General features: G+C 69.5%; 17 protein-coding genes and 1 pseudogene. 5 read left to right on the plus strand and 13 right to left on the minus strand.

What is annotated here, in order from left to right; translation table 11 throughout:
- Window positions 1-459: 459 nt before the first annotated feature.
- From H566_RS23010 to H566_RS0105020, 3 genes and pseudogenes are all read right to left on the minus strand, one after another.
- Window positions 460-1,524 (minus strand): annotated as a pseudogene (locus tag H566_RS23010) (GlxA family transcriptional regulator); the annotation flags it as partial.
- Window positions 1,525-1,788: 264 nt separating this feature from the next.
- Window positions 1,789-2,715 (minus strand): ABC transporter permease, encoded by a 927-nt coding sequence (locus H566_RS0105015; protein WP_028310575.1) that lies wholly within the window; start codon window positions 2,713-2,715, stop codon window positions 1,789-1,791.
- Window positions 2,708-3,916 (minus strand): quaternary amine ABC transporter ATP-binding protein, encoded by a 1,209-nt coding sequence (locus H566_RS0105020; protein WP_028310576.1) that lies wholly within the window; start codon window positions 3,914-3,916, stop codon window positions 2,708-2,710. Before H566_RS0105020 ends, H566_RS0105015 begins: the two co-directional genes overlap by 8 nt.
- A gap of 286 nt (window positions 3,917-4,202) precedes the next feature.
- Here H566_RS0105020 and H566_RS0105025 point away from each other — a divergent pair, with 286 nt between their 5' ends.
- From H566_RS0105025 to H566_RS27230, 5 genes are all read left to right on the plus strand, one after another.
- On the plus strand, window positions 4,203-5,030 hold the full coding sequence (locus H566_RS0105025) for a TorF family putative porin (protein ID WP_028310577.1): 828 nt from the start codon (window positions 4,203-4,205) through the stop codon (window positions 5,028-5,030).
- Between the two features lie 232 nt (window positions 5,031-5,262).
- On the plus strand, window positions 5,263-6,720 hold the full coding sequence (betB, locus tag H566_RS0105030; RefSeq protein ID WP_425387920.1) for a betaine-aldehyde dehydrogenase: 1,458 nt from the start codon (window positions 5,263-5,265) through the stop codon (window positions 6,718-6,720).
- Between the two features lie 147 nt (window positions 6,721-6,867).
- Window positions 6,868-8,538, plus strand: a complete 1,671-nt coding sequence (gene betA / locus H566_RS0105035) for a choline dehydrogenase (RefSeq protein WP_028310579.1) — start codon at window positions 6,868-6,870, stop codon at window positions 8,536-8,538.
- A gap of 139 nt (window positions 8,539-8,677) precedes the next feature.
- Window positions 8,678-9,544: an SHOCT domain-containing protein gene (locus H566_RS0105040; protein WP_028310580.1), complete on the plus strand. Its 867-nt coding sequence runs from the start codon at window positions 8,678-8,680 to the stop codon at window positions 9,542-9,544.
- 168 nt (window positions 9,545-9,712) lie between these two features.
- Window positions 9,713-10,201, plus strand: coding sequence for a hypothetical protein (locus tag H566_RS27230; protein WP_051378062.1), 489 nt, complete (start codon window positions 9,713-9,715; stop codon window positions 10,199-10,201).
- 129 nt (window positions 10,202-10,330) lie between these two features.
- Here H566_RS27230 and lpxC read toward each other — a convergent pair whose 3' ends face one another.
- From lpxC to mraY, 10 genes are all read right to left on the minus strand, one after another.
- On the minus strand, window positions 10,331-11,260 hold the full coding sequence (gene lpxC, locus H566_RS0105050; RefSeq protein WP_028310581.1) for a UDP-3-O-acyl-N-acetylglucosamine deacetylase: 930 nt from the start codon (window positions 11,258-11,260) through the stop codon (window positions 10,331-10,333).
- Window positions 11,261-11,550: 290 nt separating this feature from the next.
- Window positions 11,551-12,768 carry a cell division protein FtsZ gene (gene ftsZ, locus H566_RS0105055; protein WP_028310582.1) on the minus strand — a complete coding sequence of 406 codons (1,218 nt, stop codon included), beginning with the start codon at window positions 12,766-12,768 and terminating at the stop codon, window positions 11,551-11,553.
- 79 nt (window positions 12,769-12,847) lie between these two features.
- Window positions 12,848-14,089 (minus strand): cell division protein FtsA, encoded by a 1,242-nt coding sequence (gene ftsA, locus H566_RS0105060; protein ID WP_028310583.1) that lies wholly within the window; start codon window positions 14,087-14,089, stop codon window positions 12,848-12,850.
- Window positions 14,090-14,102: 13 nt separating this feature from the next.
- Window positions 14,103-14,906 (minus strand): cell division protein FtsQ/DivIB, encoded by an 804-nt coding sequence (locus H566_RS23020; protein ID WP_034410496.1) that lies wholly within the window; start codon window positions 14,904-14,906, stop codon window positions 14,103-14,105.
- Between the two features lie 4 nt (window positions 14,907-14,910).
- Window positions 14,911-15,927 (minus strand): D-alanine--D-alanine ligase, encoded by a 1,017-nt coding sequence (locus H566_RS0105070; RefSeq protein WP_034410498.1) that lies wholly within the window; start codon window positions 15,925-15,927, stop codon window positions 14,911-14,913.
- The gene (murC, locus tag H566_RS0105075; protein ID WP_028310585.1) at window positions 15,924-17,327 is read right to left on the minus strand and encodes a UDP-N-acetylmuramate--L-alanine ligase; all 1,404 of its coding nucleotides are present in this window, start codon (window positions 17,325-17,327) and stop codon (window positions 15,924-15,926) included. Before murC ends, H566_RS0105070 begins: the two co-directional genes overlap by 4 nt.
- Window positions 17,328-17,460: 133 nt before the next feature.
- A complete protein-coding gene (gene murG / locus H566_RS0105080) occupies window positions 17,461-18,540 on the minus strand; it encodes an undecaprenyldiphospho-muramoylpentapeptide beta-N-acetylglucosaminyltransferase (RefSeq protein WP_028310586.1) in 1,080 nt (359 codons plus the stop codon).
- Window positions 18,537-19,727 (minus strand): putative lipid II flippase FtsW, encoded by a 1,191-nt coding sequence (gene ftsW / locus H566_RS0105085; protein WP_084544833.1) that lies wholly within the window; start codon window positions 19,725-19,727, stop codon window positions 18,537-18,539. The genes murG and ftsW overlap by 4 nt, the downstream gene beginning before the upstream one ends.
- Window positions 19,728-19,819: 92 nt before the next feature.
- Entirely contained in the window at window positions 19,820-21,517 is a 1,698-nt protein-coding gene (locus H566_RS29910; RefSeq protein ID WP_034410501.1) for a Mur ligase family protein, read from the minus strand.
- Between the two features lie 4 nt (window positions 21,518-21,521).
- Complete coding sequence (gene mraY, locus H566_RS0105095; protein WP_028310589.1) at window positions 21,522-22,676, minus strand: phospho-N-acetylmuramoyl-pentapeptide-transferase; 1,155 nt, start codon at window positions 22,674-22,676, stop codon at window positions 21,522-21,524.

Below are 22,676 nucleotides of genomic sequence, written 5' to 3' on the forward strand. Positions count from 1 at the left end.
GCGCCGTGCGGCGCCAGCGGCGGCGCGCACTGGAAAGCCGACTGAATGCATGCGCTTGCGAATGGTCCGCCGCGAGATGCCGGAGCAGCAAGAAGGCGCGCATCGCGCGGCTGCGCGCGATGGCCCGGCGCGGCCGTCACACCGCGCCGACAGTCACGAAACCCGTGCCTCCACCACCGGCTTGCCGCCGGCAACCGCCGCCGCATGCGCCGCGAGCGAGGGCAGTTCACCGCGTCGGCCGCGCGACCGGCCCTCGGCCGCGAGCGCGGCGTCGGCTTCGAGCGCGAGCGCCTCTTCAGCCGCATGGATGGCGGCGCCGAAGCCGGCGTCGTCATGCCCGTCATGGGCAGCGTCGAGGTCGGCGTCGTCGCGTCCGTCGTCGGCATGCGAGCCGTGGCCGGCGAGCGCGGCGAACTCATGCGCCGGCCGCGCGAGCGTCTCGCGCACCTCGTCGATCTTCTTGCGGCGGCGCTCGGTGCTCGGCGCATAGCCGAAGCGGCAGCGGTAGCACTTGCTGAAGTGGCAGGTGCTCTGGAAGCCGCAGGCCACCGTGATGTCGGTGACGGTCATGTCCGTCTGCAGGAGCAGTTCGCGCGCCCGGCGCAGCCGGAGGTTGAGGTAGTACTGCGTGGGCGTGACGCCCAGAAAATGCTTGAACAGCCGTTGCAGCTGGCGCTGCGACAGGCCCGCGAGCCGGGCCACCTCCTCCAGCGACAGCGGCTCCTCGATGTTGGCCTCCATGAGCGCCGCGACCTCGACGAGGCTTTTGCGGCTGTAGCCGACGCGCGCGACCATCGGCATGTGCTGCTGGTCGCGGCTGTCGCGCACGCGTTCGAGCACGAACTGCTCGGAGATCTGCGCCGCGATCGCATCGCCGAAGCGCGCGCCGATGAGATGGATCATGAGGTCGAGCGGCGCGCTGCCGCCGGTGCAGGTGTAGCGGTCGGCGTCGATCACGAACAGCTCGGTCGTGAAGCTCACGCGCGGAAACTCTTCCTGCAATGCGGCGAGGTTCTCCCAGTGGATCGCGCAGCGGTGGCCGTTCATGAGGCCGGCGCGCACCAGCGCATAGGCGCCGGTACAGAGCGCGCCGAGCTTGACGCCGGCCGACGCAAGCTGTTGCAGCAGCGAAAGATGCCCCGGCGTTACGGCTTCACGCACATCGACGCCGCCCACGACAAAGGCCACGTCGGGCATGTCGCGCGGATCGAGCGGCGCGCAGGGCGACAGGCACAGGCCGTTGCTCGCGCTCGCGGGCGTGCCGTCGGGCGTGATGATCGACCAGCGGTACAGGGTGCGCCGGCTCACGTAGTTGGCCATGCGCAGCGCCTCGATCGCGGCGCTGAACGCGATCATCGTGAAGCGCGGCAGCGTGACGAAGGCGATATGCACAGGCTTGCATGCACCAGCATCGTCAAGCGGCGCACCGCCACGGCGCGCCTTCACCTCGGCGGGCGGCTGGGGCCGCGCGCCGGCGGCGGTGAGGCTGAGGGCTTCGTCTTGCGCTGCGCTCTTGCTGGACATGCTGGAACCTCTTTGCTTTGCGGGCTGCGCCGTGATGCGGCCTGCGTGCCACCGGCGTCAGTTCTGTAAGTCGGAAACAGGATGGCGCAAATGTCAGCAAGAAGAGTGCCGAATGCCGACACGTATGCACGAATTGACAGCAGATCACTGCCGGATGCTGTATCTGGCCGGCTGCGCGCGGATACGAAAAAAGGCCGCGCACCTTGCGGAGCGCAGCCAGATGCCCCATGGCAGGGACAGGAGAAAAGACGGTTGGAGAGCCGTTCAGCCCACGGTCTTGGCGACCGTGTCGGGCGTGGCGACCGCCGCCGGACGCGAGCCGCCAAACAGCTTCTTCATGCGGGCAGCGAACCCCAGGCGCTTGCCGCCGTTGCCGCCGAAGCTCTCGGTGATGCGGTCGAGGATGATCGCGAGCAGCACCACGCTCAGGCCGCTTTCGTAGCCGAGACCGATGTCGAGCCGCTGGATGCTGGCCAGTACCTCGTTGCCCAGGCCGCCCGCGCCGACCATCGACGCGATGATGACCATCGACAGCGCCATCATGATCGTCTGATTCACGCCGGCCATGATCGCCGGCAGTGCATTGGGCAGCTGCACCTTGAACAAGAGCTGCGTCGGCGTGCAGCCGAACGAAAGCCCCGCCTCGACCAGCTCGTGATCGACCTGGCGGATGCCGAGCGCGGTCAGGCGCACGGCGGGCGGCATCGCGAACACGACGGTCGAGAGCACGCCCGGCACGATGCCCAGGCCGAACAGCATCGCGGCCGGGATCAGGTACACGAAGGCCGGCATCGTCTGCATGAAGTCGAGCACGGGGCGGATCACCATCGACACATGCTTGCTCTTGGCCGACGCGATGCCGAGCGGCACGCCCAGCAGCAGGCTGATGACCGTCGCTGCAAGCGTTTGCGCCAGCGTCACCACGGTCTGGTCCCAGAGGCCGATGCCGTAGATGAGCCCGAAGCAGGCGGCGGTGAAGGCCGCGAAGCCCGCCCCTACGCGCCACAGCCCGAGCACCACGAAGACGCCCGCGAGCATCCAGACGGGCATCGCCTGGAGGCCGTCCTGCACCGCGACGGTGAAGGTCTCGATCACATGGCCGGCCTTCTCGAACAGGCCATCGTCATGGGCGAGGACGAACTGGGTCGCTTCATTGACCCAGTCGCCGAGCGGAATGAAGGCTTCAGCCATGGAGCGCCCCTCCCTTTGCAGCGAGCCGGCCGAGCACCGCGCGCTTGTTGATCGCGCCGCGATAGCGGCCATCGTCGTCCACCACCGGCAGCGGCCCGGCGCTGCGCATCAGTTGCGGAATGATCTGGTCGAGGCGGCAGGCGCCGCGCACCGGCTCGACGCGGATGAGCTCGCGCGGACCGTGACCGGCGCGCCAGTTGCGCAGCGTCGGCACGTCGAGCGCGCCGCTCACGCGGCGGTCACGGTCGAGCACGAAGCACCAGCCGCGCTCATCGGCGAACAGCTCACCGAGCAGGGCGTCGGCGTCGAAGTCGAGGCTGTTGTCCTGGCGCGTGAGCACCGGCACGGCGTCGGCGCGCAGCAGGTCGGCGGCGGTGAGGTAGCGCGAGGTATCGAAGCCGTCGAAGAAGGCGCGCACGTAGTCGTTGGCCGGGTTCTCGATGATCTGGCGCGGCTCGCCGAGCTGGATCAGCCGGCCGCCTTCCATGATCGCGATGCGGTTGCCGATGCGGAAGGCTTCCTCGATGTCGTGCGAGACGAACACGATGGTGCGCTTGTGCTCGGCCTGGAGCTGGAGCAGCACGTCCTGCATCTCGCGGCGCTTGAGCGGGTCGAGCGCCGAGAAGGCCTCGTCCATGATCATCAGCGACGGGTTCACGGCGAGCGCGCGGGCCAGCCCCACACGCTGGCGCATGCCGCCCGAGAGTTCATGCGGATGCTTGCGGGCAAAAGGCTTGAGGCCGACCTGCTCCAGCACTTCCATCGCGGCGCGCTCGCGCTCCTTGCGGCCGACGCCGGCAACTTCCAGCCCGAAGGCGGCGTTGTCGAGCACGGTGCGGTTGGGCAGCAGCGCGAAGCTCTGGAACACCATGCTCATGTCGCGCCGGCGTAGGTCGCGCAGCTTGTCGGCCGGCAGCGTCACGACGTCCTGGCCGTCGATCAGCACGCGGCCGGCGGTCGGCTCGACCAGCCGGTTGATCAGGCGGATGAGCGTCGACTTGCCCGAGCCCGACAGGCCCATGAGCACGAAGATCTCGCCTTCGCGCACAGTAAAGCTGACGTCGCAGACCCCGACCGTCACGCCGTGCTCGGCGAGCAGGCGTTCCTTGCTCCAGCCAGCCTTCATGAGCGACAGCCAGCGCTCCGAATTCTCGCCAAAGATCTTGGTCAGGTTCTCGACGACGATCTTGTCCTTCGCCATCATCGCGCCCCCCGGCGACATCGCGCGCCGCTGAAATTGTGGGTTGTTGTCACGCTTGAACTCCCGGTGATGGCACGAACGATAGACGGCGCCCGAAACCCGAAAGCGTCATCAAACGACACGCGGTTGCCTGTGAACGACAGCCGCCTGTCGCTGTCGGGAAAGCGATTGTTCCGGTCGCGTATGGACGGATGGCTTGCGTGAGGCCCTCGAATAATCCCCTGGCCGAAAGCCCGCCGGCGCGAAACGCGGGCGCCCGAAACCACCGTACTCCAGGGGATTCGCCGTGAACCACAAGACCAAGATCGCGCGCAGCGTCGCGCTCGCCCTCCTCCTCGCGGGCGGCTGCCTGGCCGTGCACGCCGAGGAGGCCGCCGCCGATGCCGCCGAGGCGCCCGCGCTGACCACCAACGTCACCCTCGCGTCGCAGTACGTGTCGCGCGGCTTCCGCCAGACCTGGGGCAAGCCGGCGCTGCAGGGCGGCGCCGACTACGCGCTCGGCAACGGCTTCAGCATCGGCACCTGGATGTCCAGCGTGAGCAACAAGTTCATCGAGGACGGCTCGGTGGAATGGGATCTGTACGGCGGCTGGACCGGCGCGACCGACGACTTCACCTACGGCGCCCAGCTCTACTACTACCTCTATCCGGGCGCGAAGCTGAAGTTCGCCGACGCGAGCTACAACTACGGCGAGTTCGTGCCGCAGGCGGGCTGGAAGTGGTTCACCGCCAAGTACTGGCTGACCTACACGAAGGACTACTTCGGCTACAACAGCCGCTCGCTGCTGACCGGCGACGACAAGCACAGCCGCTGGTCGGGCTATCTCGACCTCAACGCCACGCTCGACCTCGGCGACAGCTTCGGCACCAGCCTGCACTTCGGCCAGCAGCGGGTCAGCAACTTCAAGGACGCCGGCTGGAAGGACGCCAAGCTCGCGGTCACCAAGGCTCTCGACGGCGGCTGGCTGCTCACCGGCGCGGTCACGCGCGGCTGGGGCAACAAGAGCGGCTACTACGACCGCTACACGACCGGCGCGCTCGATTCGTCGGGCAACCCGGCGGTGTCGAACCCGATCAAGACGACGGTGTTCGTGAGCGCGACGCGCACGTTCTGATCGATGCGCGGTGCCAGCCGGGCAGCCCCGGCAGGCACCGCGCAACGAAGGCGGCCGGCACGATGCGACTGCCGCCGGCGCACCGCCCCCTCCGCTCGCGGCCGATGCCGCGATGCAGCAGCCGTCCCGGTCCGGCTGCGCCGCGCCATCGGCGCGCAAGACGACCGGCCGAATTCCCGCATTTCATTTCCGGCTTCAGCGCCGGACGGCCCACCACCCGACGAGCGACATCGTGCAGCGACTTCTCAACCACATCGGCGGCGGCTATCGCGCCTCGGTCTCGGGCGAATGCTTCGAGAAGCTCAACCCCGCGACCGGCGCGCCGCTGTGCCAGGTCGAGATCGCGCTCGAACCCGAGGTGGAAGCCGCGATCGCCGCCGCGCGCGAAGGTCAGCGCGCCTGGGCCGCCCTGACGGGCGCCGAGCGTGGCCGCGTGCTGATGCGCGCCGTCGCGCTGCTGCGCGCGCGCAATGACGAACTCGCGCGCCTCGAAGTGCTCGACACCGGCAAGCCGCTGCAGGAAGCCATCGCGGTGGACGTGGCGAGCGGCGCCGACTGCCTCGAGTACTTTGCGGGCATGGCCGCCACGCTGCGCGGCGACCAGTACCCGCTGCGCAATGCCTTCGCCTACACCCGCCGCGAGCCGCTCGGCATCTGCGTCGGCATCGGCGCCTGGAATTACCCGATCCAGATCGCGCTGTGGAAGAGCGCGCCCGCCCTCGCCTGCGGCAACGCGATGATCTTCAAGCCCAGCGAGATGACGCCGAACACGGCCGCCAAGCTGGCCGAGATCTACCTCGAGGCCGGCGTGCCGGCCGGCGTGTTCCAGGTGCTCCAGGGCGACGGCCGCACCGGCCGCCTGCTGAGCACGCATCCGGCCGTGGCCAAGGTGTCGGTGACGGGCTCGGTGCCGACCGGCAAGCGCGTGATGGCCGCCGCCGCCGACACGCTCAAGCGCGTGACGATGGAACTCGGCGGCAAGTCGGCGCTGATCGTCTTCGACGATGCCGACATCGAGCAGGCCGTCACCGCCGCGCTGCTGGCCAACTTCTATACCCAGGGCGAGATCTGCACCAACGGCACGCGCGTGTTCGTGCACGAGGCCGTGCACGACCGCTTCGTCCAGCGCGTGGTCGAGCGCGCCGGCCGGCTGAAGCTCGGCGATCCGCTCGACATGGCGACGCAGGTGGGCGCGCTCATCTCGCGCGACCACGCGGCCAAGGTGCTCGGCTATATCGACAAGGGCAAGGCCGAGGGCGCCGAGTGCGTGCTCGGCGGCGGTCGCCCCGACGATGCCGCGCTCGCGGCCGGCAACTTCGTGCTGCCCACCGTGTTCACCGGCTGCACCGACGACATGACGATCGTGAAGGAAGAGATCTTCGGCCCGGTGATGTCGGTGCTGACGTTCTCCGGCGAGGAGGAAGTGGTGGCGCGCGCGAACGCGACGCCCTTCGGTCTCGCGGGCGGCGTGTTCACGCGCGACATCGCGCGCGGCCATCGCGTCGCCGGCCAGCTCGACGCGGGCGTGTGCTGGATCAACAACTACAACATCACGCCGATCGAGATGCCGTTCGGCGGGACGAAGGAATCGGGCATCGGCTCCGAAAACAGCCACGCCGCGATCGAGCACTACACGCGCATCAAGAGCGTGTACGTCGAGCTGGGCAAGATCGCCGATCCCTACGCCTGACGCCGACGGCGCGGGCCGCGCCGCCCGTGCGCCCCGGCGCGGGACCGCGCGCCGCCGACCGGCACGCCGCCATCCTGGCGGGCCGTTCAACAGAACCCGCAGAACAGAAGCATCTTCCGACGCCCGCCACGAGCGGCGCTCCGTGCCATGAAACAAGAAGCCTTTGACTACATCATCGTCGGCGCCGGCTCGGCCGGCTGCGTGCTCGCCAACCGGCTGACCGAGGATGCCGACGTCCGCGTGCTGGTGCTGGAGGCCGGCCCGGGCGACGCCAGCATCTTCATCCACATGCCGTCGGCCTTCGCCTATCCGCTCGCCAACGACAAGTACAACTGGTTCTATGACACAGAGCCGGAACCCGGCATGAACAACCGCCGGCTGCACTGCCCGCGCGGTCGCGTCATCGGCGGCTCGTCGTCGATCAACGGCATGGTCTACATCCGCGGCCACGCCTTCGACTACGACGGCTGGGCCAAGGATCCGGGCCTGGCCGACTGGGACTACGCCCACGTCCTGCCCTACTTCCGCAAGAGCGAGACGCGCGTGAAGGGCGGCGACAAGTACCGCGGCGACAGCGGCCCGCTCAAGGTCACGACCGGCGCCTGCACCAATCCGCTGTACCGCGCCTTCATCGAGGCCGGGCGGCAGGCGGGCTACCCCGTCACCGCCGACATGAACGGCCACCAGCAGGAAGGCCTCGGCGTGATGGACATGACCGTGTACAAGGGCAAGCGCCAGAGCGCGGCCGTGGCCTATCTCAAGCCGGCGATGAAGCGGCCCAACCTCGTCGTGCGCTCGCGCTGCCTGGTCACGCGCGTGCTGTTCGACCATGACGGTCGCGGCAAGCGCGCGATCGGCATCGAGTACGCCCAGGGCGGCCAGCGTCATTCGGTGACGGCGAAGCGCGAAGTCATCCTCAGCGGCGGCGCGATCAATTCGCCGCAGGTGCTGATGCTGTCGGGCGTCGGCCCGGCCGATGCGCTGCGCAAGCTCGGCATCCAGGTCGTGCACGATTCGCCGGGCGTGGGCCAGAACCTGCAGGACCACATGGAGTGCTATGTGCAGGTGTCGTGCAAGCAGCCGATCACGCTGTACAGCGCGCAAAGCCTGTTCGCCAAGGCGAAGATCGGCGCGCAATGGCTCATCGACGGCAGCGGCCTCGGTGGCACCAACCACTTCGAGAGCGGCGGCTTCATCCGCAGCGAGCCGGGCGTGCTGCACCCCGACCTGCAATACCACTTCCTGCCGATGGCGATCAGCTACGACGGCAGCGCGAGCGCGACCGAGCACGGCTACCAGGCCCACATCGGCCCGATGCGCCCGACCAGCCGGGGCAGCATCACGCTCAAGTCGGCCGACCCGAAGGCGCATCCCAGAATCATCTTCAACTACATGACGACCGAGCAGGACCGCCGCGAGATCCGCAACGGCGTGAAGCTCACGCGCGAAATCTTCGCGCAGAAGGCCTTCGACGAGTTCAGGGGCGTGGAACTTGCGCCCGGCCCGAAGATGACGAGCGACGCCGACATCGACGCCTTCATCCGCGAGAAGGCCGAGAGCGCCTATCACCCGTCATGCAGCTGCAAGATGGGTTCGGACAACATGGCCGTGGTCGATGGCCAGGGCCGCGTGCATGGCGTCGAGGGCCTGCGCGTGGTGGACGCGTCGATCATGCCGGCGGTGGTCAGCGGCAACCTCAACGTGCCGACGATCATGATGGCCGAGAAGCTGGCCGACACGATCCGCGGCCGCAAGCCGCTGGTGCCGTCGGATGCGCCGGTCTGGGTCAATCCGAACTGGAAGACCTCGCAGCGCTGATCCGCCCGCACGCGGTTCCGGCCGGCCGCTGCCGCGTCCGCGACGCGATGCCGCCTGCGCTCCCCGCGATGTGACCGGCGCGGGGCCGTCATGCGCATGCGCTACCCTGCCCTGCCTTTCACGCTGCGCGGAGGCAGCCATGCAACAACTCACCCCGTCCGGCGAACAGGCCGTCGCCGACCTCGCGCGGCGCTACGGCGTCAGTTCCGATGCGGTGCGCACGCTGCTTGATGCCGTCTCGGCCGGCGGCGGCACGATGGCCCAGTTCTGGCACCCCGAACTCGGCGGCAACGGCCAGTGGATGCGCGGCGGCATGACGATGGTCGGCGACATGTTCAACAGCGGCCTGCAATCGACGGTGGCCGGCATCTGCTCGGAGCTGTCGTCGCTGCTCGCCAACCAGCCGATGTACGCGCCGGCACAGCAGCAGCAACAGTCGCAGGGCGGCTTCATGGCCTCGGGCGGCAACTGGTGGCCGGCCGAGCTGGGCAGCCCGAGTTCGAGCGGCGGCCAGAACGATTCGCGCTACGCCGTCTTCCCGCAGAGCCGCCGGCTCGCGATCTCGCAGGGCGGACAGGTGACGGTGTACGACACGCTCGACCACAACATCGGCGGCGTGCAGCAGCAACAGGGCGGCTGGCCCGGCTCGGTCACGTTCAACAGCCAGTACGGCAGCTTCGGCGTGGACAGCCTGCCGGTGGTGAGCGGCGGCGCGGCGGGCAGTCCGGCACCCACGCCCGAAGCCCAGACCTGGAACGCCCCGGCGGCACCGGCCTGGAATCCGGCGCCGGCACCGCCCGCCGATGCCTGGAGCCAGTCGTCGCCGCCCGCGCCCGCGTGGAATGCCACGCCCGCGACCGGCAACGCCCAGGCGTCGGGCGGATCAAGCGCGACGGGCGACGACATTCTCGCGACGATCGAGCGCATGGCCGAGCTGCATCGCAAGGGCATCCTGTCCGACGCCGAATTCAGCGCGAAGAAGGCGGAACTGCTCGCGCGGCTCTGAGGCGGCGCGGCCGGGACGGCGGACGACCGATCGCCATGGGCTCACGCTTCCGCCGCGTTTGTGCGAAGTCCGACGGAACGGTAATTGCAGTCCGGGCGCGCGCATGGCGGAAAGCCCACGGCTTTGTCGGGGTTGCACCGCCCTTCCCTGCCCCGACCCGTTCCCGCCATGGCCATCTTCCATCTCGACCACCTGATCCTGCACGACGGCAGCTCGCGCCGTGCCTGGCTGCACGAAGTGCAACCGGAGCTGCTCCAGCACCTGCGGCACTGGCTCGCCGACGCGCTCGAACGCGGCCATTCGCGCATTCCCTGGTCGCGGCCGATCTGCGACATCGTCGTGCGCGACCACGGGCCGGACTGGCTCTACGCCACCATCTGCAACGAAGAGGAAATCCCGATCGCGACGCTCGCGATCGCGGGCAGCGGCACGATCGCCGCGCGGCTCTGGGGCGTGCTGCACGACTCCAGCAAGGTCGAACTCAAGTCCGATCCGGCCGCGCTGCCGCCCGTGCCCTGGCTCGCGCTGCGGCGCGAACCCGGCGTGCGCTACGTGCCCGATACCGAAAGCTGGCTGCCCGACTTCGCGCGCTGCGTCGCCTTCGCCCACCTCAACCGCCGGCCGACGGTGACCGACGAGGCCGATGCCTCGGCCTGACGCGGCCATGAAAAAGGGCGGATCGCGCTGCCGCGAATCCGCCCTTCCCCCGTCACGCCAGGCCGGCATCGCGGCTGGCCTGTGTCGCAACCCGTCCACCGCGACACCGCGGCGCGACCGCCGCGCGGCTCAGAACGCCGTCGCCGCCCCGATCGACAGGCCGGCCCGCGCGAAGGCCACCGGCGCCTTCGCATCGTCGGTGAAATCGACGATGTCGTAGGCCGTCTCGTCGGCCAGCAGCGCGCGCAGCAGCTGGTTGTTGATCGCATGCCCCGACTTGTTGGCCGAGTAGGCGGCGAGCAGCGGCTTGCCGAGCACGTACAGATCGCCGATCGCGTCGAGCAGCTTGTGCTTCACGAACTCGTCGTCGTAGCGCAGGCCGTCCTGGTTGAGCACGCGGTACTCGTCCATGACGATCACGTTGTCCATCGTGCCGCCCTGGCCGAGGCCGGCAGCGCGCAGCGCCTCGACTTCCTGCATGAAGCCGAAGGTACGGGCGCGCGCGATCTCCTTCACATAGCTCGTCGTGTCGAAGTCGATCTCGGCGAACTGGCCGGTCGCGTCGATGGCCGGATGGTTGAACGCGATCGAGAAGTTCATGCGGAAGCCGTGAAAGGGCTCGAGCCGCGCCCACTTGTCGCCCTCGCGCACCTCGACCGTCTTCTTCACCCGCACGAAGCGCTTGGCCGCCGGCTGCTCCTCGATGCCCGCCTGCTGGAGCAGGAAGACGAAGGTGCTCGCGCTGCCGTCCATGATCGGGATCTCGGGCGCGCTCACGTCGATGACCGCGTTGTCGATGCCGAGGCCCGCGAGCGCCGACATCAGATGCTCGACGGTGGCGATCTTGACGCCGTCGCGGTCGAGCGTCGTCGCCATGCGCGTGTCCTTCACCGACATCGGATCGGCCGGCAGATCGACCGGCGGATCGAGGTCGATGCGGCGAAACAGAATGCCGGTGTTGGGCGCCGCCGGCCGCAGCACGAGGTCCACCTTGCGGCCCGAATGAAGGCCGACACCGGTGGTCTTGACGATTTGCCTGAGCGTGCGCTGCTTGAGCATGGGGACGATCGCCGTTGTCGGCGCCTGACGTGGGATGCGGCGGATTCTATCGTCGCTGCTGTTCCCATTGGTTTTGATGCAAGCCAAGGTCGGCAAGCAAAGGTACGCGATTGCATCGCACGCGATGAAATTTCACTATGTGCAGGCGCCTGCAATTGCCAGAACCGGGTTGCGATTTCACATCCCGTGCAATAACCGGTCCGTGCGCGGCGCGCGGCTACCCACGCGCCGCGCACGGACCCGTCGGTCGGACCGGGCGGGACGCAGCGCCCGGCCCGACCGACGCGACCTCAATCGGCCTGCTTGCGCAGGAAGGCCGGGATGTCGAGACGGTCCATGCCGTTCTCTTCCAGCGCCGACACGCGCGCGGCGGCCGAGCGCGGATCGCGCCAGATCGACGGCATGTCGTAGTTGCTGTAGTCGGCGCCACGACCGGCCGGAGCGGTGCCGGTCGTGCCACCCGTCATCGCCGCGACGGCGAGGTTGTCGGTACCGGTACGCAGGCCGCGCTCGTTGTTGACGAGCACCATCGGCTTGGCGACCGCCGCCGCGCGGCCGAGGCCGGTGGCGACCACGGTCACGCGCATCGCGTCGCCGAGGTTGTCGTCCCACACCGTGCCGAAGATGATTTCGGCGTCCTTGGCCGCGAAGTTGCGGACCGTGTTCACGGCCTCGCTGGTCTCGCGCAGCTTTAGCGTGCCCTTCGACGCGGTGATGTTGACCAGCACGCCCGAGGCGCCCGACAGGTCCACACCCTCCAGCAGCGGGCTCGCGACGGCCTGCTCGGCCGCGACGCGCGCGCGGTCGGTACCGCTCGCCTGACCGATGCCCATCATCGCCTTGCCCTGCTCGCGCATGACCGTCTTCACGTCTTCGAAGTCGACGTTGACCAGACCCGGCACCGTGATGATCTCGGCGATGCCCGACACCGCGTTGTGCAGCACGTCGTCGGCAGTCTTGAACGCGCTTTCCATCGTCGCGTCGTCGCCGAGCACTTCCTGCAGCTTCTCGTTGAGCACGACGATCAGCGAATCGACATTGCTCGCGAGATCTTCGAGGCCAGCCTCGGCGGTGCGCAGGCGCTTGCCGCCCTCGAACTCGAAGGGCTTGGTCACGACCGCGACCGTGAGGATGCCCATGTCCTTGGCGACCGCGGCCACCACCGGCGCCGCGCCCGTGCCCGTGCCACCGCCCATGCCGGCGGTGATGAACACCATGTTGGCGCCCTGGAGCTGCTCGCGGATGCGCTCGCGCGCTTCCTCGGCGGCCATGCGGCCAGCCTCCGGCTTGGCGCCGGCGCCGAGGCCGGTCTTGCCGAGCTGGATCGTGCTCGCGCCCGGGATTCGTGCAAGCGCTTGCGCGTCGGTGTTCGCGGCGAGGAAATCCACGCCCTGCACGTTGCGCGAAATCATGTGCGCGACGGCGTTGCCACCCGCGCCGCCCACGCCGATCACCTTGATGACCGTGCCGAGCTGTTCGGCCGGTGCATCGATCATTTCAAAACCCATTTGTGCGTCCTCCTGGTTACCTGCTTCGAACTGCTACTGCCGAACTTCACTGCTGGCGCAGCGGCCTTCGCCTCCTGGCTCAGAACCACTTCGCCGAATTCGCAAACCATTCGCGCATCGCGCTGAACGTCTGCTTGAAACCTCCGGTCTGCGAGCGCACCACGCGGCCGCGCTCGTTCTGTAGCTTGGCCTCCGACAGCAGACCCATGACCGTCGAATAACGCGGGCTCTTGACCACATCGGCCAAGCCGCCACGGTAGTCCGGCACGCCGAGGCGCACCGGCTTGAGAAAAATGTCCTCCGCCAGCTCGACCACGCCCGGCAGCAGCGACGAGCCACCCGTCAGGACGATGCCCGAACCGATGACTTCCTCGTAGCCCGAGGCGCGCACCACTTGCTGGACGAGCGCGAACAGCTCCTCGACGCGCGGCTCGATGACGGCCGCCAGCGCCTGCTTGCTGAGCGTGCGCGGGCCGCGGTCGCCGAGGCCCGGCACCTCGATCTGCGCATGCGGATCGGCCAGCACCTGCTTGGCCACGCCGTGCTGGAGCTTGATCTCCTCGGCATCGGCGCTCGGCGTGCGCATCGCCATCGCCACGTCGTTGGTGATCTGGTCGCCGGCGATCGGGATGACCGCCGTGTGCCGGATCGAGCCGTTGGTGAAGATCGCGATGTCGGTCGTGCCGCCGCCGATGTCGACCAGCACCACGCCCAGATCCTTCTCGTCCGGCGTCAGGACCGCGAGGCTTGATGCAAGGGGTTGCAGCATCACCTCGACCACCTCCAGCCCGCAGCGGCGCACGCACTTGACGATGTTCTGGGCCGCGCTGACCGCGCCGGTCACGATATGCACCCGCACCTCGAGCCGCACGCCGCTCATGCCGAGCGGCTCGCGCACGTCCTCCTGGCCGTCGACGATGAACTCCTGCGGCAGCACATGCAGGATCTGCTGGTCGGTCGGGATGTTCACGGCCTTGGCCGTTTCCATCACGCGCGCCACGTCGGCCGGGGTCACTTCCTTGTCCTTCACGGCGACCATGCCACTGGAGCTGAAGCTGCGGATGTGGCTGCCGGCGATGCCGGTATAGACATGGGTGATCTTGCAGTCGGCCATCAGCTCGGCCTCTTCGAGCGCGCGCTGGATCGACTCGACGGTCGCGTCGATGTTGACCACCACGCCCTTCTTCATGCCCTTCGAGTCGGCCTGCCCCATGCCGACCACCTCGAAGCGGCCATCGGGCAGCAGTTCGGCGACGACGGCCACCACCTTCGAGGTGCCGATGTCGAGACCGACGATGAGGTCCTTGTTGTCTCTGGCCATGTTTGCTGTCCGGTCAGCGCGTCGCGCCGACCGCCTTCGTATTCGTATCGTTGAACTTGAGACCCGGCACCTTCAATGCGAATCCGTTCGAGTAGCGCAGATCGACGCGTTCGGGCAGTGCGCCCCAGTAGGCTCGCACGCGCGCGAACGCGGCAACGAAGCGCGCGACCCGCTTCTGGAGGATCTGGTCGGCATCCTCGCGGCCGAGGTCGAGCACCATCGGCTTCGATCCTTCGGGCGCGCCGTCGGGCAGCAGCTCGATGGTCCAGGCATAGCGCGCCGACAGGCGGATCGCCTGCACTTCCATGCCGAGCCGCTCGAACCACACCCGCGCCTCGCCGAGGCGCGATACCACCTGACGCTCGCTGCCTTCGGGGCCGTCGAGCACGGGAAGATCTTCGTACTGCTCCAGCTCGCCTTCGTTGACGACGAACAGCTGTCCGTTCTCGTCCACGCCGCGGCCATCACCCCAGACGCCGATCGGCTTGTGCTCCTCCAGCTCGACGACGAGCTGGGCCGGCCATTGCCGCGACACCGTGGCGCGCCGCACCCAGGGCACCGACTCGAAGGCCTCGCGCGCACTGGCGAGATCGATCGTGAAGAAGTTGCCCTTGATCTGCGGCAGCGCGAGCGCGCGCACCAGCGCCGGATCGACATGGCGCAGCGGCTCGCGGCCCGAGGGGCGCACGACGATGCCGCGCAGGTCGAAGCTGTTGTGCCGCACGACCCAGAGCACCAACGTGCCCAGGCAGAGCAACGCCACCAGCACCAGGCAGGCACCGGTCGCGTAGTTCAGCGCGCGCACGTCGTTCCACATGGCGTCAGGCCTCCCGCCGCTTGCCGAGGCCGCCCTTGAGGGCGGCGCCGGCGGCGATCTCGACCACGAGCTGCTCGTAGCTGATGCCCGAAGCGCGCGCAGCCATCGGCACGAGCGAATGGTCGGTCATGCCGGGCGAGGTGTTGATTTCGAGCAGCGTGGGTTCGCCCCAGGCGCCGTCGCTGCCGGGCAGCATGAAGTCGGCGCGCGCCCAGCCGGCGCAGCCCAGCGCCTCGAAGGAGGCCACGGCCAGTTCGCGCACGCGCCGTTCCACCTCGGGCGGAAGGCCGGCCGGGCAGAGATAGCGCGTGTCGTTGGTCAGGTACTTGTTGTTGTAGTCGTAGTTGCCGCCGGGCGCGACGATGCGGATGGCGGGCAGCGCCACCGCCCGGCCCGCGCGCTCGATGACGGCGCAGGTGAGTTCCGCGCCCGCGATGAACTGCTCGGCCAGCACGCCGTCGTCGTACTTCGCGGCGAGGTCGAAGGCGGCGGCCATGCCGTCGGCCGACGTGACCTTGCTCGCGCCGACGGTCGAACCTTCGTGCGGCGGCTTCATGAACAGCGGCAGGCCCAGCTCGGCGGCGGCCTGCGCGAGGTCGTCGCCCCGGCGCAGCAGGCGGTACTTCGGCGTCGGCAGGCCGTGGGTCTGCCAGATGCGCTTGGTGAACACCTTGTCCATCGCGACGGCCGAGGCCATCACGCCGCTGCCCGTGTAGGGCAGGCCGATGAGTTCGAGATGGCCCTGGATCGTGCCGTCCTCGCCGCCGCGGCCGTGCAGCGAGATGACCGCGCGGTCGAAGCCGCCCTCGGCCAGCCCTGCAAGCGCTTGCGTGCCGGTGTCGAACAGCGTCGCGTCCACGCCCGAGCGCAGCAGCGCCGCATGCACCATCGAGCCCGACTTGATCGAGACCTCGCGCTCGGCCGACGTGCCGCCATAAAGCACGACCACCTTGCCGAGCGAAGCCGGCTCGATGGCCAGCGGCGCGAGCGGCGCCTCGAAGCTGTTGATCGTGTCGCTCATGCCGTCAGCTCCTGCGCGAGCTGGCTCGGCACGCCGCCGATGCTGCCCGCACCCATGGTCATCACCACGTCGCCGTCGCGCGCGGTGGCGCGGATCTGCGCCGCCATGTCGCCGATGCTCTCGACGAACACCGGCTCGACCTTGCCCGCGACACGCACCGCGCGCGCGAGCGCCCGGCCGTCGGCCGCGACGATCGGGGCTTCGCCTGCCGCGTATACCTCGGCCAGCAGCACCGCATCGGCGCCCGACAGCACCTTCACGAAATCCTCGAAGCAGTCGCGCGTGCGGGTGAAGCGGTGCGGCTGGAAGGCCAGCACGATGCGCCGACCCGGGAAGGCGCCGCGCGCGGCCGCGAGCGTCGCCTGCATCTCGACCGGGTGATGGCCGTAGTCGTCGATGAGCGTGAACGTGCCGCCGCCCTGCGCGGGCAGTTCGCCGTGGCGCTGGAAGCGGCGGCCCACGCCCTTGAACTCGGCCAGCGCCTGCACCAGCGCCGCGTCGGGCACGCCGATCTCGTCGGCGATCGCCACGGCGGCGAGCGCGTTGAGCACGTTGTGCCGGCCCGGCAGGTTGAGCGTGATGTCGAGCGGCGGCGGCGTGTGGCCGTTGGCCGGGCGGATCGCGGTGAAGCGCATGCGGCCGTCCTCGGCGCGCACATTCTCGGCGCGGAACTGGGCCTCGGCGCAGAAGCCGTAGGTGAGAACCGGCTTGCTCAGGAAGGGCAGGATCTCGCGCACGTTCGGGTCGTCGATGCACAGCACGGCCGAGCCGTAGAACGGCAGGCGCTGGAGGAACTCGACGAAGGCCTTCTTCAGGTTGGAGAAGTCGTGCCCGTAGGTCTCCATGTGGTCGGCGTCGATGTTGGTGACGACGGCCATCACGGGCAGCAGGTTGAGGAAGGACGCATCCGACTCGTCGGCCTCGACCACGATCCAGTCGCCGCTGCCGAGGCGGGCGTTGGCGCCCGCGCTGTTGAGCCGGCCGCCGATGACGAAGGTGGGATCGAGCCCGCCGGCCGCGAGCACGCTCGCGACGAGGCTGGTGGTGGTGGTCTTGCCGTGGGTGCCGGCGATGGCGATGCCGCGCTTCAGGCGCATCAGCTCGGCCAGCATGAGCGCGCGCGGCACGATAGGGATGCGCTTGGCGCGCGCGGCGATGACTTCGGGGTTGTCGGGCTTGACTGCCGTGGACGTGACGATGGCCTGGGCGCCCTCGATGTTGGCGGCCTCGTGGCCGACGTGCACGGTGGCGCCGAGCGAGCGCAGGCGCGCGACCGTGGCGCTGGCCGACAGGTCGGAGCCGCTGATCGTGTAGCCGAGATTGAGCAGCACCTCGGCGATGCCGCTCATGCCCGAGCCGCCGATGCCGACGAAGTGGATGTGCTGGATGCGGTGCTTCATTTGGAGGAAGGTTCCTGTGCCGCGCTGCGCTGCAACACGCGCGCGGGCGGGAGTGTGATGACGCGATGGCGGGCGCATGCCCGCGGGCGGACGAGTGCGTGCTTGCGCGCGACGGCCGGAGTGCGCGGTGACGTCATCCCGCCACCTCTTCGAGCATGTCGGCCACGGCCTTGGCCGCCTCGGCCTTGGCGAGCTTGCGAGCGTTTGCAGCCATCGCCGCGAGCCGCTCGCGCGTCAGGCCGCCGAGCGTCGCCGCGAGCTTCTCGGCCGTGAGGCCGGCCTGGGGCAGATGCAGCCCGGCGCCGGCCTGCTCGACCAGCTCGGCGTTGTGCTGCTGATGGCTCGTGGTGCTCACCTTGAGCGGCACGAGCAGCGAGGGCACGCCACCCGCGCAGAGTTCGGAGACGGTGATCGCGCCGGCGCGGCAGAGCACCACGTCGGCCTCGGCATAGCGGCGCGCCATATCGTCGATGAAGGGCAGCACCTCGGCGTCGATGCCGTGGCGCTCGTAGGCCTTGCGCACCGCATCGGCCTCGATGCGGCCGGTCTGGTGGGTGATGACCGGACGCCGGCCGGCTGGCATCAGCGCGACGGCTTCGGGCAGCGTCTGGTTGAGCACGCGCGCGCCGAGGCTGCCGCCGACGACCAGCAGCTTCAGCGGGCCGCCGCGGCCGGCGAAGCGTTGCGCCGGATCGGGCAGCGCCGCGATCTCGGCACGCACGGGGTTGCCGGTCCAGCGCTCGACCACGTCGGCCTTGCGGCCCGACGGCGGAAAGCCCGTCGCCAGCCGCGTCACGAAGGGCTTGAGCAGCTTCGCCGACAGCAGCAGCGCCGCGTCGGCATTGAGCAGCACGAGCGGCCGGCGACCGAGCCGCGCCATCAGCCCGACCGGCACGCACACATAACCGCCGGTGCCGAACACCACCTTGGCGCGGCGCTGGCGCAGCAGCTTCAGGCTCGCGGCCATCGCGCCGACGAAGCGCACGGCGCCCTCGATCATGTGGCGCGGGCCCTTGCCGCGCATGCCGGTGAAGGCGATGCGGTCGAGCGCGATGCCGCGCGCCGGCACGAGGTCGTTCTCCATGCCGGTGGTCGTGCCGATCCAGCTCACGGTCCAGCCGCGCGCGCGCATTTCATCGGCGACGGCGAGGCCGGGCATCACATGGCCGCCGGTGCCGGCGGCCACCACGACGAGATGGCGGGGCGGGCTCATACGCGCTGCCCCCGCATCATCCGGCGCGTTTCCCAGTCGATGCGCAGCACCATCGCGAGCGCGATCAGGTTGACCAGGATGCCCGAGCCGCCATAGCTCATGAGCGGCAGCGTCAGGCCCTTGGTGGGCAGCAGGCCGAGGTTCACGCCCATGTTGATGAACACCTGGGCGCCGAACCACACGCCCACGCCCTGGGCCACGAGGCCCTGGAAGGTGCGGTCGAGCGCGATGGCTTGGCGGCCGATGTCGAAGCAGCGGCGCAGGATCAGATAGAACAGGCCGATCACCAGCGCCACGCCGGCAAAGCCCAGTTCCTCGCCCACGACGGCGAGCAGGAAGTCGGTATGCGCCTCGGGCAGGTAGTGCAGCTTCTGCACGCTCGCGCCCAGGCCCACGCCGGTCCATTCGCCGCGACCGAAGGCGATCAGCGCCTGCGTCAGCTGGTAGGCCTTGCCGAGCGCGTTCTTCTCGCTCCACGGGTCCCAGAAGGCCAGGATCCGCGCCGCGCGGTAGGGCGACAGCTCGATCAGCCCGACGAAGCCCACCACCAGCGCGCCCACCAGCGCGATGAACAGCATGCCGTTCAGCCCGCCGATGAACAGGATGCCGAAGGCGATCGCCACGATGACGATGAAGGCGCCCATGTCGGGCTCCAGCTGGAGCAGCAGGCCGACCAGCATCATCACCGCCGCCATCGGCGCGAAGCCCTTGCCGAGCTTGTGCATCCATTCCTGCTTGCGCACCGTGTAGTCGGCCGCGTACAGCACGCAGAACAGCTTCATGAGTTCCGACGGCTGCATGTTCATGATGCCGAGCGGAATCCAGCGCCGCGCGCCCAGCACGCCCTTGCCCACGCCCGGGATCAGCACCAGCACCAGCAGGCCGAGGCCGATGAGGAAAAGCCGGGGCGCGTTGGCCTGCCAGGCCGCGCTCGGGATCTGGAAGCAGAACGCCGCCACCACCGCCGCGAAGGCCACGGCCGCGATGTGCCGCACCACGAAGAAGGTGGGCGTGAGGTTGCCGTAGCGGTTGGAGTCGGGCAGCGCGATCGTGGCCGAGTACACCATCACGATGCCGAGCAGCAGCAGCGCGATCGTCGCGCCCATCAGCAGCCGGTCGTGCGTGGCCATGCCGCGCACGTTCACCGGCGCGCCGCCGACGCTGCCGACGCCGGTAGCGAAGGCCATGGTGTCGGCGGTCGGGATGCGCGCGCGGCGCGGCGTGCGCACGCCCGAGTTGGGCGCGGCGCAGCCGATGCCGAGCTTGCCGAGCAGTCCGTTCAGCACGGTTCCCCCCGGTCGAGCGCGATGTCGGTGAGCGTGGAGGCGAACACCTCGGCGCGATGCGCGTAGTTGCGGAACATGTCGAGGCTCGCGCACGCGGGCGAGAGCAGCACCGCGTCACCAGGCTGGGCGATCTCGGCGGCGCGTTGCGTGGCGGCTTCGAGGCTGTCGAAGCGTTCGATGGCGGCGTCGATGCCGGCGAAGGTCTCGGCCAGCCGGCCGGCGTCGCGGCCGATCAGCAGCACCGCGCGGGCCCAGCGCGCGACCGGCTCGCGCAGCGGCGCGAAGTCCTGGCCCTTGCCATCGCCACCGGCGATCAGCACCAGCCGACGCTTGAGGCCGTCGAGCGCGGCGACGGTCGCGCCCACGTTCGTGCCCTTGCTGTCGTCGATCCAGTCGATGCCATCGAGCGTGCGGATGGTCTCGACGCGATGCGGCAGGCCGTGGAACTCGCGCAGGCCGTGCAGCGCGGCGGCCATCGGCACGCCGGCCGCGCGCACGAGGGCGAGCGCGGCGAGCACGTTGGCGAGGTTGTGGTCGCCGGTGAGCGGCACGGCGTCAGCGGGCATGAGGCGCAGCAGGCGCACCGGCACCTCGCGGTTGCGGCCTCGGCCGGTGGCTTCGTCTTCGAGCGCCTCGGCATGGGCGAGCCAGCGCAGGCCGCCGTCGTCGATGAGGCCGAAGTCACCGGCGGCGACGGGCGCGTCGAGGCCGAAGCTCACGTAGGGCTCGTACACCGGCTCGACCGGCTTCGGCGCGCGGCGCGGCGGGCGGCCGGGCGCGGCGGGTTCGGGCTCGACCGGCGCGGGCGGCAGCGCGGCGGCGGCCGAGGCGCTGCCGAGCGCGGCGCCGGCGCGCGCGACGGTCGCGGCGTCGAACACCGTGCCGTCGAAGGCGGCGCCGACCGGCACCGGATACGCGACGCCGAGCGCGGCGAGGTCATTGCGCGCGAGCGCGACGGTCGGGCCGTCGGCGCGGTTGGCGACGCGCAGGCCGGCGTTGGCGTAGATGCGGCCCTTGGCCTCGGCGTACTGGTGCATCGACGGATGCCAGTCGAGATGGTCCTCGGTGATGTTGAGCACCACGGCCGCGTCGGCCACGAGCCGGTGCGTGGTCTGGAGCTGGAAGCTCGACAGCTCCAGCACCCACACCTCGGGCAGCTTGTCGGCGGCGAGCGCGTCGGACAGCGCTTCGAGCGCGGCGGGCGAGATGTTGCCGGCGGCGATCGTGCTGCGGCCCGCGTGCTCGCAGAGATGGGCGGCGAGCGTCGTGACCGTCGTCTTGCCGTTGGTGCCGGTGATCGCGAGCAGTCGGGGCGCGTAGCCGCGCTGTTCCTTCAGCGCCGCGAGCGCCTCGGCGAAGAACTCGATCTCGCTCCACACCGCGATGCCGCGCTCGCGCGCCGCCGCCACCAGCCCCGCGACCGGCGCGAGGAAGGGCGACAGCCCCGGCGAGATGCCGACGATGTCGATGCCGTCGAGCAGGGCGGGATCGAGCGTCGAGCCGATGACGACTTCCGCCTCCGGCGCCACCGACTTCGCGCGCTCGGCCAGCGCCGGGTTGTCGCGCGTATCGACGAGCCGCAGCGGCGCGCCCTGGGCCGCGCACCAGCGCGCGAGCGCCAGGCCCGATTCCCCGAGGCCCAGCACGAGCACGCGCGGCGGCGTTTGCGTGAAGCTGGCGAACAGGCTCATGCGTTCACCTCAGCTTCAGCGTCGAGAGGCCGAACAGCACCAGCATCATCGTGACGATCCAGAAACGCACGACCACCTGCGTCTCCTTCCAGCCCGACAGCTCGTAGTGATGGTGCAGCGGCGCCATGCGGAAGATGCGCTTGCCGCCCGACCACTTGAAGTAGGCGACCTGGAGCATCACCGACACCGTCTCGGCGACGAACACGCCGCCCATGATGAACAGCACGATCTCCTGCCGCACGATCACCGCGATCGTTCCGAGCGCGCCGCCGAGCGCGAGCGCGCCCACGTCGCCCATGAACACCTGGGCCGGATAGGCGTTGAACCATAAAAAGGCCAGCCCCGCCCCCGCCATCGCGCCGCAGAAGATCAGCAGCTCGCCCGAGCCGGGGATGTGCGGGAACAGCAGGTACTTGCTGATGACCGAATTGCCCGTCACGTAGGCAAAGATGCCGAGCGCGCCGCCCACCATCACCACCGGCATGATCGCGAGGCCGTCGGCGCCGTCGGTGAGGTTGACCGCGTTGCTCGTGCCGACGATGACGAAGAAGGTCAGCACGATGAAGCCCCACACCCCGAGCGGATAGCCGACGTGCTTGAAGAACGGGACGATCAGGTCGGCCTTGGACGGCAGGTCCATCGCGAAGCCGCCGTGCACCCAGGCCATGAACAGGTCGATCGCGCGCTGGTTGGTCTCGGCGCCGACGCAGAAGGCCAGATAGATCGACGCGCCGGCCGCGATGATGGTCTGGCCGAACAGCTTCTCCTTCGGCGTGATGCCCTTGGGATTGCGGTGCACGACCTTGCGGTAGTCGTCGATCCAGCCGATCCAGCCGTAGCCGAGCGTCACGATCAGCACCACCCAGACGAAGCGGTTGCTCAGGTCGGCCCAGAGCAGGGTCGAGATGGCGATGGAGATCAGCACCAGCACGCCGCCCATGGTCGGCGTGCCGGCCTTGACGAGGTGGGTTTGCGGGCCGTCGCTGCGCACGGCCTGGCCGATCTTCCAGGCGGTGAGGCGGCTGATGACGGCAGGCCCGGCGAGCAGGCCCATCACGAGCGCGGTCATGGTGGCGAGCACCGCGCGCAGCGTGAGGTAGTTGAAGACCTGGAAGGCGCGGATGTCCTGGGACAGCCATTGAGCGAGGGCGAGCAGCAT

This window comes from Derxia gummosa DSM 723 (assembly GCF_000482785.1).
In the GTDB taxonomy this organism is placed as follows: domain Bacteria; phylum Pseudomonadota; class Gammaproteobacteria; order Burkholderiales; family Burkholderiaceae_E; genus Derxia; species Derxia gummosa.